A 14,933-nucleotide genomic window follows, 5' to 3' on the forward strand; every position below is an offset into this window, starting at 1 on the left:
CATTTCCCTTGAGACATGTTTATCGAGTTTAGCCATAGCCTTCCTCCTTGTTTGGTTGCTCTCCTTACAAGAGGAAGGCTATCTATTGCCTTTCTAAGAGTCCAGACACAAATCTTTATACGCTACCGAGGATTCGGGTAACCGGGTTAGCGGGGAGATCACAGAGCGGTTAGAATCTCCTTATGGGGACCTCTTCGCGGGGGCTGCGTCCGGATGGTCCCTTCAGGTAGGGAGAGAACCAAAGGCTGGTCAACCACGGCGCTGACGGACGGTGATCGTTTTTCTGAGGCCCTGCCGTGAGGTCAGAAGGGATGTCCTGCCGGCCGGAACGGGGTTTACGGGCCCGGTATATGAGGGTTGCGGACATGGACATGGGCGGACGGCCGTGAACCCACGTCCGTGTTCGCGGAGGGCTTTCCGTATCGGGATGCAGGTAGTGGCTTTCCGGGTGGACGCAATCGAGGGGTGTCATCTTCCGGCATGAGAGATGATGGAAGGCGTTGATCATCCGCCATACCCGTTTTGTACGACCTTGCCCGGCGGGTTTTCGGGTGCAGTAAGCGGAAAGATGGCTTGGTTAGCATGTCATGGAGGCGAGAGGGCGGAAAGGATGAGGTGGTGACCATGTCCGAGAAGAATCCGGCGCTCATGTTCCACCAGCTGGAGATGCGTATGGAGGAGAAGCCCGAGTTCGTGGGGCTCATCTTCGAGAACGGGGGCCTCTACCGGGACGAGCCGCTTACCTACCGCCAACTGGTGACCAACACCTTCAAGGTGGCCAAAGGCCTGCGGGAGAGCGGCATCGGCAAGGGGGACGTAGTGGCCACGGTGATGCGCAACCATCCGGAGATGGTCTATCTCATGGGGGCCACCAACCTCCTGGGCTTTGTCTTCGTCCCCATAGACCCCCGTTCCAAGGGCGAGAAGCTGGCCTACATGCTGGGGGACTGCAAGGCCAAGGCGGTGGTCACCACCGCGGACCTTCTCCCGGAAGTGGAGGCCCTGGTCAAGGACATCCCGGGGATAGAGCGCATCTGGCTGAACCTCAAACCCGACGCCGACCTCTCCTTGGCAACCAAGTACCCCACCATCAACGAGCTGGTGGACGGGCCGGACATCTACGAGCTGGAGGACCGGGTTGACGATCCCACGCTCCCCATGGAGATAATCTACACCTCGGGGGTCACCGGCAACCCCAAGGGAGTGGTGGTCAAGGCCACCCGCACCCTGATGTACACCGCGCTGGCCAAGATGGTCTGGGGGTACAAGGAGGATTCCATCCTCTACACCGGCCTCTCCCTGACCCACGGCAACGCCCAGGCGGTGACCCTCATGTCCGCCATCGCCCTGGGCATCCGCGCCGTCATCAGCCAGCGCTTCACCAAGAGCCGCATCTGGGACATCTGCCGTCGTTACGGGTGCACGACCTTCTCCCTACTGGGAGGGATGATGTCCGGCATCTACAACGAGCCTCCGCGGCCGGACGACGCGGACAACCCCGTGGAGGTGGTCATCTCCGCGGGTACTCCCATCGCCATCTGGGAGGACTTCGAGAAGCGCTTCAACGTCAAGATCCTGGAGTGGTACGGGGCAGTGGAGGGGGGCTTCGCCTACAAGCCCATCGGCCAGGGGCCCATCGGTTCCTTCGGCAAGCCCATCGAGGGGCTCATGGAGTACAAGATAGTGGACGAGAACGACAACGAGGTGCCCCCCGGGGTGACCGGCGAGCTGCTCATGCGCGCCGTGAACCAGAAGCCGGAGGTGGAGTACCACGGCCGCCCGGAAGATTCGGAGAAGAAGACGCGGGGCGGCTGGCTGCGCACCGGGGACATGGTGCACCGGGACGAGGAGGGCTGGCTCTTCTTCGACTACCGGAAGGAGGGGGGCGGCCTGCGCCGCCAGGGGGAGTTCATCATCCCCTCCTATGTGGAGAAGGTCATCGGCGAGCATCCCGACGTCTCCGAGGTCTGCGTGTACGGAATCCCCGCCGCCTCGGGGGCCCCGGGGGAGAGCGACCTTGTGGCCGCCGTGGCCCCCTTCGAGGGGCGGAGCATAGACCCGGCCTCCATCTTCAAGAAGGCCCTCGAGGGCCTGGAGAGGAACGCCGTCCCCAGCTACATCCAGGTGGTGGAGGAGATTCCCAAGAGCGCCTCGGAGAAGTACCTGGACCGGGTGCTCAGGGACCAGTTCTCGCCGGAGGCGGAGAACGTGTACAGACTGGAGGACTACCAGGCCTGATGGCGGGCGCCGCGGTGGGAGGGGGCTTCCGCTTTACCGCGGTGGATGTCGCCCGATCTTGCGGTGCGGGCGGGACCGGAAGCGGGACTGCCGCGCGGCGATTAGGGGGAGCGCGTGAGAGTGGGTCTAAGGGTGTTCGTTCGTATCCTTTTTATGTCGGTCGGGCTGCGGAAAGGTAACCCGGAAAGGAAGGGGGAGAGATGATCGGTCAGGAGTTGAGCGAGACGGGGAAGAGGCTCTTCCGCGACTTTCCCATCCTGCGCATGCTCTGGGAGAGCGGGCGGAAGAGGGGCATCCGCGAGACCATCGACATCGTGGAGAAGGCGGAGGAGTTCAACCGTACCTTCGCCGTGCCCCGGGCCCTGGAGCTGGACATGCGCATGGAGAAGGAGCCGGAGTACTTCGACTGGGAGATAATGCGCGAGGCCTGCAAATACCGTTTCCTCTCCATCTTCATCCCCAAACAGCTGGGCGGAATCGCCGGTGAGTTCATGGTCACCAACACCTCCCTGCTCATGGACGAGCTGTGCTCGGGGTGCTCGGGCATCGCCTTGGCCGTGGGGGCCCACAGCCTGGGGGTGGCGCCAGTGATAACCTCCGGAGCCATGGCCCATTGGGACACGGTGCTCAAGGAGATAGTGGAGGGGGAGCTCAAGAGGCAGCCGGTGACCATGGCCTACGCCATCACCGAGCCCTCCGCGGGGACAGACGTGGAGGAGCCGGAGTACCTGGAGAGGGCCAAGCTCTCCCTGGAGGCCAAGAAGGTCAAAGGGGGCTATGTGTTAAACGGGCGGAAATGCTTCATCTCCGACGGGAGCGAGGCCAAGTACTTCACCGTGTGCGCCGCCTTGGACCGCAACCGCCCCCTCCAGACCTGGACCACCTTCCTGGTGGAGAGGGATATGGAAGGGTTTTCCACCCCGCGGGTGGAGCTCAAGATGGGGCAGCGCGCCAGCCACGCCGCCGAGCTCCTCTTCGAGGACGTCTTCGTCCCCGACTCCCATGTCCTGGGCTACGAAGGCGACGGCATGGGCAACGGCATCCTCATGATCATGGCCGCCTCCCGGGGCCCGGTGGGATCCATCGCCACCGGCATCGCCAGGGGAGCGCTACAGCACTTCCTGGCCTGGGCCCGGACGAAGCGCAACGGCAAGCGCCCCATCGATGAGGACCGCATCCGCATGAACCTGGCGGACATGTGGGGGATGGTCCAGGAGAACCGGGGGCTTTACATGAACAACGCCATGCTGGGGGACGCCATCTTCGGAAAGGCCTTGGACAACCCGATAATGAACCTGACCCTCGGCTTGCCGTCCTCGCTGCGCACCATGTCGCTCATGCGCAACTTCCTGAACTCCTACTACGGGAAGGCCATGATCAACGCCGTCCTCCGTTATTACCTCAGGGACGAGGACATGACCCAGCTCCTGGAGACGGCGTCCCTGGCCAAGTTCTCCTGCGCGGACAACGCCATGGAGCTGTGCTCTCGGGCACTCAACCTCATGGGGCCGGAGGATTCCGAGGAGCGACGCTGGGTGGAGAAGTGCTACCGGGACGCCAAGCTCACACAGATCTACGAGGGCACCAACCAGCTCAACCGCCTGGTGGTGAACAACATACGCTTCGAGGAGACCCTGCGGGTGGAAGTCCCCCGCCCGTTCAAGAAGGGGGTGATGGCATGATCGGGGAGCCCTGGGCCAAGGAGTCCAAGCAATACGCGGTGTTGAGGAGCAACGCCCTCAACTTCGCCTCCGCCGAGCTGGCCCCCGTGGCCGACGACCTGGAGAACACCGTGGACTCGCCGCTCCTCTGGAAGGCGGTGGAGAGGGCCGGGGAGATGGGGATGCTGGCCGCCCTGGTGCCGGAACAGCTGGGAGGCGAGGGAGTGGACCTCTATTCCCTGTGCGTGGCCCTGGAGGAGAGCGCCGTGGAATGCGCGGGCTTCGCCGCGGCTCTGCTCTTCCACAACGCCGCCCTGGTCCCCCTGGCCTACGTGGAGCGCAAGGACCTGGTGGAAGAGTTTACCAAAGGGCGGCCCCTGTGCACCGTGGCCACCGCCGGGGAGGTATCCCTGGGGGAAGGGGGCTCCAGGGGCGCGCCCCCTTCGTCTTCAACGTCCTGGAGGGGACCGTGGCGCTCCTCTTCGCGAGCTCCGGGGACGGGCGGACGGCCGCCTACGTGAGGACGGGGACGGAGGGCGTGGAGACGCACATCGACCCCTACCCCCTGGGGTGGAGGGTGAGCAACTTCGCCACCCTGGAGATGAAGGGCGCCGAGCCCGTTTACGTACTGGATAAATCCGGGAAAGAGGCGCTGGAGGCCACGGAGAGGACGCTCTACCTGGGCCTGGCGGCCATAGCCAACGGCATCGTGCGCAAGTCCTTCCAGAAGGCCTACGACTACGCGCGCCAGCGCTACCAGGCGGGAAAGATCATCATAGAGCACCAGGCCATGCGCCTCATGCTGGCCCGCATGCTCTGCGCCATGGAGGAGGGCCGGGCGATCATCCGCCGCGCCTGCGGGATCGAGGAGCTCGGGCCGGCCATCATCGCCTGGAGGAGGGCGGGGGCCAACGCCTGCCAGGCGGCCATGGACGGAGTGCAGATCCACGGCGGGTACGGCTACATGCGGGACTACGGCATGGAGAGGCTGATGCGGGATGCCAAATATTGCCAGATGTTCCCTCGCCCCGAGGAGGAGCAACTCCTGCGCCTGCTGGACATGGCGGAACGGGGGGCATGAGTTCCGCAGCCGCGAAAGCCGGGCTCGGGGCGGGACCCGCAGCGGGGACCGCTGGAGCGAGAGGCGGTGAAGATTCTAAAAGGTGAGTCGTTCGGCCGGGAATGTCCACGGAAAGAGACGAGCCCATGAAAAGAGTTGAGCCCGCCGAGCGAACACGAGGAGGAAGGAGGTAGAGGGGATTGGTACTGGATAAATATTCCTACACCTATCTGCCCGCCCACCCTGAGGTGTGGACGCTTTCGCAGATAATCGTGGACGAGGAGAAGTGCACGGGTTGCGGGAACTGCGTGCAGGCTTGCCCCTGCGCCTGCCTGGAGGTGGTGGAGGGAAAGGCGCGCATGGTCGAGGGCGTGGTGTGCATGTCCTGCTCCGCCTGCGTGGCCCACTGTGAGAAGGACGCCATCCAGATGAAGGGGTTCTACAACGTGGAGAAGGGCCTCTTCAAGACCATGCTCCTCCATCCCGACGACGGATATCCCAGGATACCCGAGGTGGAGGGGATAGAGGGGCTGATCCCGGTGGAGGAGGTCATCTACAAGCGGCGCAGCAACCGCATCTTCTCCAAGAAACCCGTGCCCGACGAACTGGTGCGCCGAGTGGTAGAGGCGGGGCGCTTCGCCCCCTCCCACGGCAACAACCAGCCCTGGAGCTTCATCATAATCAACGACCGGGAGGAGATGGACAAGATAGCGGACATGATCGACCCCCTCTACCGCCTCCTGGTCCGCCTCTACTTCTACGGAAAGAGGAACCGCCTGGTGAGGGGCCTGTTGTCCTTGGGGTCCATCGCCGCTCCCCCACTCATGGACCAGAGGGCCATCACCGGGGGCAAGGCCATCCTCAAGCCCAAGGACGTCTTCCTGGGCGCGCCATGCCTGATCTACCTCCTGGGAGACAAGAGGGGCATCAACAACATGGACCTGGACATCGGCATCTGCGGCCAGAACATGGTCCTGGCTGCGCACTCCCTGGGGCTGGTGACCTGCTGGATGGGATTCGCCGCCGTGGGAGCCAAGATGCTGCCCCATCTCAGACGGTACCTGGGCATAAAATGGCCCTACGTGCCCGTCTCGGCCATCGTCCTGGGTTATCCGCGGGTGAACGCCGATTCCATGGTCAAGCGGGAGCTCCCCCGCATCACCTGGCGCAAGGGAGGCAAGACCTGGCAGGAGATGCCCTGACGGGGTCAGGTCTTGAATTTTGATACCTCCCGGGGTATTTGGAGGTAAACCCTCATCGTCCCAGGGCCGGAGCGTGGCGTTTAGGGAGAAGCCGCGAAAAACCGAGGGCGGTGAGGGGACCGCCGTCCAGAGGTGTTCGAGGAGCGGAATGTGCCGCGGAACTCCGGGGAGGCATCAGGGCTGCTGCGGATAACGCCTTTCAGGCGGTCGTTCAACGATGGCACGGTAGGTCGCCAAGGGTCGGCGCTTCCTTTCGAGGGGCGTTTCCGGTGAACGGCCTTGTTCTCCGGCCCGGAACGGGAACCCGGTTTACGGCCGACATTTCCGGGGTATGAAGTATAGTGCTCGTCATCCCGCCGGAGAAAATGATGGTGTCGCTTGTCTTTCTGCGATATGGCGCCGGAAGCCGGGAGGTCCCTCCCGGATAGAACGTTCCCACCGGAGTTGACGAGCTCTCGAGGTCTGAGGAACACCATACCGAAAGAGCGGTTCTGGACCCGGAGAACACCTGACAAGGGGGTGTGTGATGTCCGTGCAGACCAGGTCGGAGTTTATGAAAAAGCTTGAAGCCAGGGACCCACGCCTCTACATGCTGGCCCAGCTCCTCTCCCACCGCGAGGTGGTCGCGGGGGCCCTCAGGGCTGTGGTGCGCTCCCGATTCCGGGAACACAGGGGCCTGCTCTCCAAGCTTCTGGAGCTGCGGGCGGAAGACAACCCCAACCGGGTGGGCCTCATCTTCGAGAACGGCGGGCAGTATCCGGACGAGCAGCTCACCTACGCCAGGCTGTACGCCGATTCCCTACGCCTGGCCGAGGGCCTGCGCCGTGAGGGCTACGCCCGGGGGGACAAGATAGCCCTGGTGATGCGCAACCACCCGGAGTTCGTCTATGCCATGGCCGCCTGCACCATGCTGGGCACCATCCTGGTCCCCATCGACCCCAGGGCCAAGGGCGAGAAGCTGGCCTACCAGCTGGCGGATTCGGACGCCGTGGCCGCGATCACCACCGCCGACCTTCTGCCTGAGGTGGAGACGGCGGCGAAAGAAGCCCCCAACCTGAGGAAGATATACCTGAACCTCAAGCCGGATGCCGACCCCGCCTTGGCCTCCAAGTATCCCACGGTGAACGAGATGCTGGATCAGCCGCGGGTGGCCGACCTGGAGGACCGGGTGGACAACCCCGCTGCCCCGGTGCAGATCATCTACACCTCGGGGGTCACCGGAAACCCAAAGGGGGTGACCCTGGATTCCCGGCGCAACGCCATGTACTGCCTCCTGGGATACCTGGTATGGGGGTACCGGGAGGACGACGTCCTCTACACCGGCCTCTCCCTGGCCCACGGAAACGCCCAGGCGGTGACCCTCTTCCCCGCCCTGACCATGGGCATACCGGCGGTGATCAGCCAGCGCTTCACCAAGAGCCGCATCTGGGACATCTGCCGCCGCTACGGGTGCACCACCTTCTCACTCCTGGGAGGAATGATGTCCGGTATCTATAACGAGCCGCCGCGCCCGGACGACGCCGACAACCCGGTGCGCATGGTCATCTCCGCCGGCACGCCCCGGGCCATCTGGGAGGACTTCGAGCGCCGCTTCGGGGTGCGCATACTGGAGTGGTACGGGGCCATCGAGGGCGGCTTCGCCTACAAGCCCATCGGGGAAGGGCCCATCGGTTCCTTCGGAAAGCCCATCCCCGGCCTGGTGGAGATGCGGGTGGTGGACGAGGAGGACAACGAGGTGCCGCCCGGAGTCACCGGAGAGATGATCTGCCGCATGCTCACCCAGTCCAAGGTGGACTATTACAAGAAGCCGGAGGCCTCGGCGGAGAAGATGCGCGGCGGGTGGCTACGCTCCGGGGACATGGTCCACCGCGACGAGGAGGGGTGGTTCTTCTTCGACTACCGCAAGGGCGGGGCCCTACGCCGGGCCGGCGATTTCATCAAGCCCGACCTCGTGGAGAAGGTCATCGGGGAGCACCCCGACGTCTCCGAGGTATGTGTTTACGGCATCCCCGCTGCCTCGGGGGCTCCGGGGGAGAGCGACCTGGTGGCCGCGGTGGCGCCCTTTCCCGGGAAGACCATAGACCCGGCGTCGGTCTTCAGGAAGGCCGCCGAGGGTCTGGAAAGAAATTCCATACCCAGCTATATCCAGGTGGTGGAGGAGATCCCCAAGAGCCCCTCGGAGAAATACCTGGACCGCGTCCTGCGGGACCGCTTCTCGCCGCAGGCGGAGAACGTCTACCGGATGGAGGACTACCTGGGGTGAGCCGCCTCCGGCGGGGCGAGAGGGCGCGGGCGGAAGCGATAAAAGGGCCCTGTCCCGCGGAGCCGGCGCGGGTGCATCTCTCATCCGGTCCCCGGGTTGGCGTCCCATTGCCCGAACGGGACGCGGAGGAGTGGGAAGTGCGCCTGTCGGAGGAAAAGGGTCCTGGAGCACGCCCGGGCTCTTCACGCATGGGCTTCCCCTTAGGCCTGGCGGAGAGGCGGTTTTGGGATCAAACCTTGAAGCGCGACATCGCCCTGGCCACCGCCTCCTCCGTGAGGTACATGGAGGCGGCGAAGAGGCGGGCCAGCGGAGGGTAGGCGGAAAGCTCCAGATAGTCGAGGTCACCGGCGAGCTCCTCCGCCCGGCGCCGGAAATCCCCGGAGAGGAGCATGAAGCGGGCCCCGGCCCCGGCGGCGTTGCCCACCTGACGTATGATCTCCAGGGGAAAGGGCGGGAGCATGGCGATGGAGAGTATGTCCATGGGGTCCAGGTAACTCCCGAAGGCGCCGGCCAGAAGGACCTCTTTCACCTCGGTATGGGGGATCCCGGCCTCCGCCAGGAGGGCTTCCACCCCGGCCCTCACGGCTCCCTTGGCCTTCTGTATCTCCCGGATGTCGGATTGGGTGACGGCCACGCCCCCCCGGCCGCCTTTGCCCGGGGGTACCAGCCAGCATGCCGCCTCCCCGTCCTTTTCGGACACCCCGGGATGCCCCGGGCGTAGGCGGCCGCTGTCCTCCATGGCTCCGGACTTGAGGAGGGCGGCCAGGGCGGAGAGGATGCCCGAGCCGCAGATCCCCGCAGGCGGGGCCTCCCCGATGACCCTCACCTCCAGCCTTCCGGCCGCGTCGACCTCCACTCCCTCCACGGCGCCCTCCGCGGCGCGCATCCCTTGGCTTATCCCCATGCCCTCGAAGGCGGGACCGGAGGCGCAGGAGCAGCAGCGTATCCTCCCCTCCACCTGCAGGGAGACCTCGGTGTTGGTCCCGATGTCCAGAAGGAGGCAGGGCCCTTCCCTTTCTTTAAGGCGGGTGGCGCATATGGCGGCCAGATGGTCGGAACCCACGTAACCGGCCACGGGAGGGGGAAGGTAGACCATCGCCGCGGGGTGCAGTGAAAGGCCGAGATCCCGCGCCTTGACCTCCAGGGGGAGGTGGGTGACCGGCATGTAGGGGCTGCGGGCCAGACCCTCCACCGGTAGGCCCAGGAAGAGGTGGTGCATGGCCGTGTTGCCCACCAGGACCACCTCGAAGACGTCGCGGGTGGAATACCCGGCGGCGGCGAGCATGCCGGAGAGGGCCTCGTTCATCCCCTCCCTGACCAGGCGGGCCAGGTCGTTTCCCCTTTCCCGGTCCTCCAGGACATGCTGCAACCGGGTGATCACGTCTTCCCCGTAAGGCGCCTGGGGGTTGGGGATTCCACAGGAGGATACGGCTTCTCCGGAGGACAGCTCATGGGCGAAGAGGGCCACCTTGGTGGTCCCCAGGTCAACGGCGACCCCCAGGGCTCCGGCCCCGGGTCGAACCGTCCCCAACAGCTCTCCGTCACGGAATACCGCATGTACCTCGCTCCCGCCGGAACGCAGGCCGAGCGAAACCTCCTTCAGGCCTTCGAGATCCGTCCGCATTGCTTCGGCCCCCACCGCCTCCCCCCCGGAGGCCGTAATTAAGGAGAGGTCCGAACGGGGTGGCCCGCCGGTAGAGGATGCCGCCCCCCTCGCCCGCACCACCTTGACCGGGGGCTCGAACGGCGGGGCTTCCCATACGCCTTCCACAAGGAGGCGCTGCTCGCGGATCAGGGAGGAAGCGGGGATGTAGATCTTGAGGTCGCCTTTCGCCAGTGCCTGACAGGCCAGCCGCGTTCCCCGCCGCAGGTCCTCCCCGGAAAGCAGTTCCTTTTCCGCGGTCGTAGGTGGGCCGGTGCTGCCTTCCAGGATCAGAAGACGGCATTTGCCGCATGACCCACGTCCTCCGCAGGCGCCCGCCAGGCTCACCTTCTCCCGCACGAGGACGGAAAGTATGTTCTCGTCCCTCCTCCCCCTGACGGTCATCCCCAGGGGCAGGAGATACAATCTCACCTCGTTATCGCCGCTTGCGGACATGATACCTTCCCCTTCCCACCGCCACCAGATTATACCAAGAGCATGGGGGCGGCGCGCTTCGCGTCCCGAGCATGCCGGGGTCGCCACCCGGGACCCCTCCCCTCCAACCGGTCCGTAGGCCCATCGGGACTCCGGCCGTGAGCCAGTGATTCCTGGTGTCCGGGAGCGATGCGCTCCCTTCCTTCACGGTGCTTCTTCCCCCCGAGAATTTCTCGGGGTCAGAGTGGGCGGTCCCTTCGGGCGAGGGGCGTGGATGGCCGGTGCCGCGAGGCGGCCTTCGTCATTCGAGGGGCGTCGGGCCTTCCCCACCTTCGCGCGTAAAGGCGCCTTCCCTCGAGGCAGGGTCTTCCCGCGTTATTCCCTCGCCTTCCCGGCGGGCCCGAGGACGGCGCTCGACGTCCCGCAGGATGAGCAGGAACGCCGCCCCTCCCGCCAGGATGCCCAGGTAGAAATCGATGAACCTCCATATCAGGGTGAGGAGGCCCGCCAGGCCGACATCGGGGAGCACACGGCTGTAGACGTAGAGGAAACCCACCTCACCCAGCCCGCTTCCTCCCGGAGTGGGCACGAAGGGCATGAGGATCTGAATCACGAGCTGCGCGACGACGGCTTTCCAGAAATAGGAACCGTATCCCAGCCCCACCAGGGCCAAGGGCACGGCCAGGAAGCCGGTGAGCCAGAAGAGGACGGTGAGCGCGGTTACGCCCGCCAGCCTGGCCTTCCCCAGGAAGACCATCCGTCGCAGGGAGGCGGAGAAGGAACGCACCTCCTCACCCAAGCGGTCGAGAAAGCGCCGGTATCCCTTGCGCCTCCGGAGAAAGGGCGGGGAAAGGCGCAACAGCACCCGGTCCAGGGCCGCTTGCGGACGCAGGAGGGAGAAGAGCACCAGGGCCAGGAAGAGCGATCCCACGGCCAGGGCGGAGAAGAGGAAACCCCTGATGGTGAAGGAGAAGCGGAAGTGTTCCTGGGCCAGCCAGATGGCGAGGGGGAAGCTGAACATCAAAAGGAGGGTGGACACGCAGGCGCCGAAGGAGACCACGGCCGCCGCCTCCCCGGCCCCCAGCCCGTATTGGTATAGGAATACGGCCTCACCGGTGACCCCGCCCGCCCTCCACGGGGTGACCATGCCGGTGAAGTAACCCCCGTAAACCGTCTTCACCAGGTTTGAGAGGGGAACGTGGCCGCCCAGCGCCCCCACCAGGATGCGCATGCGGATGACAGACCACATCCAGCGCCCCAGGGAGAGAACCACCGCCGCCAGGAGGAAGAGAGGGGAGAGGCGGGACAGCGCGGAGGGGATCTCCCTGCCCATGGTGGCTAGGGAGATGATTACCAGGGTCGCCGTGGTGATGGAGACCGCCCCCACAAGGCCGCGGCGTATCCTGGACCGGTTGACGGCGAGACCCTTCTCCTCTTGAGACCCCTTCTCCACGTAAGTTTACCTCCCCCCTTGCCCCGCGTGGCGGCTCCTTGAGCGGGATGCGGGCGAACCCGGGTCGGCCGCCGCGCGTGTCAAGCCCTTTCGTGCACCGGTTACAGTATAGGACATCGCCGCGCGCTCACTCCCTCATGTTCCCCCGTTCCTGTTGTCCGCGTGCGAGATCTCCGGATACGGCCTCGTTGATGCGGGAACGGCTGCAGGGGACGCCGTACCGTCCCGCCATGGATTCCCGGATCGCGAGCCCGCCGCAACGGCCACTGCCACTCAGAGGGCGACGGTCGCCTCCTCCTGTGGAGGTGAAGGGCTGACGGCAGGTATGACCCTCCACGCGCCGCGGTGTTGCGGAGTTTCGGCGGGAGGCATGAACTGCGTCAGTTCAACATCCTCTCCACAGTGGAATAATGGATAGGGAGCGGCAAGCCGCCGCTTCGGAGGTTCTGCATGAAGGAAAGGCGCATGGATATGGAAGACAATGACAATAAGCCGGAAGTGGAGGATAAGGGCGGAGGGAGCCCGGAGAAGCACTCCGGCAGGGTGGTTGTCCGGGTGGGAGGCATGACCTGCGCCTCCTGCGCTGCCCGGGTGGAGAAGGCGCTGCAGGAGATGCCGGGAGTGAAGGAGGCCGCGGTAAACCTGGCCTCGGAGAAGGCTTCCATAACCTTCCAGCCCGGGCAGGTGGCCGTGGACGACATCGTGGAAGCCATCCGCGACCTCGGATACCGGGCCGAGCTGGAAAGAGCGGTCTTCGGTGTGGAGGGCATGACCTGCGCCTCCTGCGTGGCCCGCGTGGAGAAGGCCCTCTCCGGTGTCGAGGGGGTGGTGAGCGCGGAGGTCAACCTGGCCACGGAGCGGGCCACCGTGCTCTACGACCCGCAGAGCGCCGATTTCGGAAAGATGGCCCGGGCCGTGGAGGCGGCGGGTTACCGCCTCCTTTCCGCGGCTGAAGGAGAGGAAGCTCTGGACCGGGAGAGGCGGAGGAGGGAGAGGGAGACCCGCCTCCTGCGCGTGAAGCTGATCTACAGCGCCGCTTCCGCCGCGGTCATCCTGGTGCTCTCCATGTTCGGGATGAACATACCGGGCCTGTCCTCCCTGTCGGAGAAGGCTCGCTTCGTCATCCTCTTCGGCCTGGCCACCCCGGTCCAGTTCTGGCCGGGCCTCACCTTTTACCGCGCCGCGCTCAGGGCCGCTCGCCACGGCACGGCGGACATGAACACCCTTATCGCCGTGGGAACCACGGCGGCCTATTTCTATAGTGTTACGGCCACCTTCTTCCCCTCCTTCATCAGCGGGGCGGGACTCAAGCTGGCCGTGTACTACGACGCGTCGGCGACCATCATCGCCCTCATCCTGCTGGGACGGTTCCTGGAGGCCAGGGCCAAAGGAAGGACCTCAGAGGCCATCCGCAGGCTCATGGGCCTCCAGGCGCGGACGGCCAGGGTGGTGAGGGACGGCCGGGAGGTGGAGGTCCCCGTGGAGGAAGTCCGGGTCGGCGACCTGGTGGCGGTGCGGCCGGGGGAGAAGATACCCGTCGACGGGGTGGTGGAGGAAGGGCGCAGCAGCGTGGACGAGTCCATGCTCACCGGGGAGCCCCTCCCGGTGGAGAAAGGGCACGGCGACGAGGTGACCGGGGCCACCCTGAACACCACTGGGTTCTTCCGCTTCCGCGTCACCCGCGTGGGGAGCGACACCGTCCTGGCCCAGATCGTCCGCCTGGTGGAGGAAGCCCAGGGGAGCAAGGCCCCCATTCAGCGCCTCGCCGACCGGGTGGCGGCGGTCTTCGTGCCCGCGGTCATAGGGGTGGCCGCGGCGACCTTCCTGGTCTGGTTGCTGGCCGGCCCTGATCCCTCCTTCAACTTCGCCCTCCTCAACTTCGTGGCCGTCCTGGTTATCGCCTGCCCCTGTGCCCTGGGCCTGGCCACCCCCACGGCCATCATGGTGGGGACGGGAAAGGGCGCCGAGATGGGCATCCTCATCAAGGGAGGGGAGATACTGGAAAGGGCGGGACGCCTGGACATGGTGGTCTTCGACAAGACGGGGACCCTCACCTGGGGACGCCCCCAGGTCACCGACGTCCTCCCGGTGGAAGGCGGGAGCGAGGAGGAGGTCCTCGCCCTGGCCGCCTCCGTGGAGAGGGGGAGCGAGCACCCGCTGGCCCAGACCATCCTCCAGGAGGCGGAGAGGAGGGGCTTGGAGCCGGGGGAGGCGGATGGCTTCCGGGCCTATCCGGGAATGGGCGTGGAGGCGGCGGTGGAGGGGAAGAGGGTCCTCCTGGGGAACGCCGGCTTCATGGTCCGGAACGGGATAGGCCTGGCTTCCCTGGAGGAGGAGGCGGAGAGGCTCTCCAGGGAGGGGAAGACGGTCGTCTTCCTCTCTTCCGACGGGGCGCTCCGGGGACTCCTGGCCGTGGCCGACACCCTGAAGCCCATGGCCGCCGAGGCGGTATCGGAGTTGAGGGAGCTGGGCATCGAGGTGGCCATGCTCAGCGGGGACCGCCGGGCGACGGCGGAGGCCGTGGCCGCCAAGGCGGGGATCACCCGGGTCCTGGCGGAGGTGCTGCCCGCCGACAAGGCGGAGGAGGTCCTCCGCCTGCAGCGGGAGGGCCACGTGGTGGCCATGGTGGGAGACGGCATCAACGACGCCCCGGCCCTGGCCCGCGCGGACATAGGGATAGCCATCGGCACGGGTACCGACGTGGCCTTGGAGACCTCGGACATCACCCTCATATCCGAGGACCTGCGGAAGGTGGCCACCGCCGTTCGCCTCTCCCGGGCCACCCTGGGCACCATAAAACAGAACCTGTTCTGGGCCTTTTTCTACAACGTCATAGGCATCCCGGTGGCCGCCGGCGTCCTCTACCCGCTGTGGGGGGTGCTGCTCAACCCCATATTCGCCGCCGGGGCCATGGCCTTCAGCTCCGTGTCCGTGGTCAGCAACTCGCTTCGCCTGCGCAGGTTTCGCGAAAGGCGCTGA

9 protein-coding genes are annotated in these 14,933 nt (G+C 65.7%); 7 read left to right on the plus strand and 2 right to left on the minus strand.

All coding sequences use genetic code 11. From position 1 onward, the window contains the following. Window positions 1–624 precede the first annotated feature (624 nt). The 6 genes from H7007_RS06985 (at window position 625) to H7007_RS07010 (ending at window position 8,424) form a co-directional block, all read left to right on the plus strand. On the plus strand, window positions 625–2,238 hold the full coding sequence (locus tag H7007_RS06985; RefSeq protein ID WP_287154209.1) for an AMP-binding protein: 1,614 nt from the start codon (window positions 625–627) through the stop codon (window positions 2,236–2,238). A 200-nt stretch (window positions 2,239–2,438) separates the two neighbouring features. Next, the gene (locus H7007_RS06990; RefSeq protein ID WP_287154211.1) at window positions 2,439–3,920 is read left to right on the plus strand and encodes an acyl-CoA dehydrogenase family protein; all 1,482 of its coding nucleotides are present in this window, start codon (window positions 2,439–2,441) and stop codon (window positions 3,918–3,920) included. Then, on the plus strand, window positions 3,917–4,420 hold the full coding sequence (locus tag H7007_RS06995) for an acyl-CoA dehydrogenase family protein (RefSeq protein ID WP_287154213.1): 504 nt from the start codon (window positions 3,917–3,919) through the stop codon (window positions 4,418–4,420). The genes H7007_RS06990 and H7007_RS06995 overlap by 4 nt, the downstream gene beginning before the upstream one ends. After that, on the plus strand, window positions 4,369–4,980 hold the full coding sequence (locus H7007_RS07000) for an acyl-CoA dehydrogenase family protein (RefSeq protein WP_287154215.1): 612 nt from the start codon (window positions 4,369–4,371) through the stop codon (window positions 4,978–4,980). Before H7007_RS06995 ends, H7007_RS07000 begins: the two co-directional genes overlap by 52 nt. Window positions 4,981–5,159: 179 nt before the next feature. Continuing rightward, on the plus strand, window positions 5,160–6,161 hold the full coding sequence (locus tag H7007_RS07005) for a nitroreductase family protein (RefSeq protein WP_287154217.1): 1,002 nt from the start codon (window positions 5,160–5,162) through the stop codon (window positions 6,159–6,161). Window positions 6,162–6,687: 526 nt separating this feature from the next. Then, on the plus strand, window positions 6,688–8,424 hold the full coding sequence (locus H7007_RS07010) for an AMP-binding protein (RefSeq protein ID WP_287154219.1): 1,737 nt from the start codon (window positions 6,688–6,690) through the stop codon (window positions 8,422–8,424). A 229-nt stretch (window positions 8,425–8,653) separates the two neighbouring features. On the opposite strand, the gene H7007_RS07015 is transcribed toward H7007_RS07010, so the two are convergent. Together H7007_RS07015 and H7007_RS07020 are read right to left on the minus strand one after the other, a co-directional pair. Beyond that, on the minus strand, window positions 8,654–10,522 hold the full coding sequence (locus tag H7007_RS07015) for an ASKHA domain-containing protein (RefSeq protein WP_287154221.1): 1,869 nt from the start codon (window positions 10,520–10,522) through the stop codon (window positions 8,654–8,656). A 280-nt stretch (window positions 10,523–10,802) separates the two neighbouring features. After that, window positions 10,803–11,954, minus strand: a complete 1,152-nt coding sequence (locus H7007_RS07020) for a lysylphosphatidylglycerol synthase transmembrane domain-containing protein (RefSeq protein ID WP_287154222.1) — start codon at window positions 11,952–11,954, stop codon at window positions 10,803–10,805. A gap of 471 nt (window positions 11,955–12,425) precedes the next feature. Here H7007_RS07020 and H7007_RS07025 point away from each other — a divergent pair, with 471 nt between their 5' ends. Beyond that, entirely contained in the window at window positions 12,426–14,933 is a 2,508-nt protein-coding gene (locus H7007_RS07025; protein WP_502754849.1) for a heavy metal translocating P-type ATPase, read from the plus strand.

The sequence above is a fragment of the Candidatus Solincola tengchongensis genome (genome assembly GCF_015711935.1).
Classification (GTDB): Bacteria; Actinomycetota; Geothermincolia; order Geothermincolales; family RBG-13-55-18; genus Solincola_A; species Solincola_A tengchongensis.

Coding starts and splice junctions, on each gene's coding strand:
- H7007_RS07010 (WP_287154219.1), top strand. CDS start 6,688: ATGTCCGTGCAGACCAGGTCGGAGTTTATGAAAAAGCTTGAAGCCAGG.
- H7007_RS07025 (WP_502754849.1), top strand. CDS start 12,426: ATGGAAGACAATGACAATAAGCCGGAAGTGGAGGATAAGGGCGGAGGG.
- H7007_RS07015 (WP_287154221.1), bottom strand. CDS start 10,522: ATGTCCGCAAGCGGCGATAACGAGGTGAGATTGTATCTCCTGCCCCTG.
- H7007_RS06995 (WP_287154213.1), top strand. CDS start 3,917: ATGATCGGGGAGCCCTGGGCCAAGGAGTCCAAGCAATACGCGGTGTTG.
- H7007_RS06990 (WP_287154211.1), top strand. CDS start 2,439: ATGATCGGTCAGGAGTTGAGCGAGACGGGGAAGAGGCTCTTCCGCGAC.
- H7007_RS06985 (WP_287154209.1), top strand. CDS start 625: ATGTCCGAGAAGAATCCGGCGCTCATGTTCCACCAGCTGGAGATGCGT.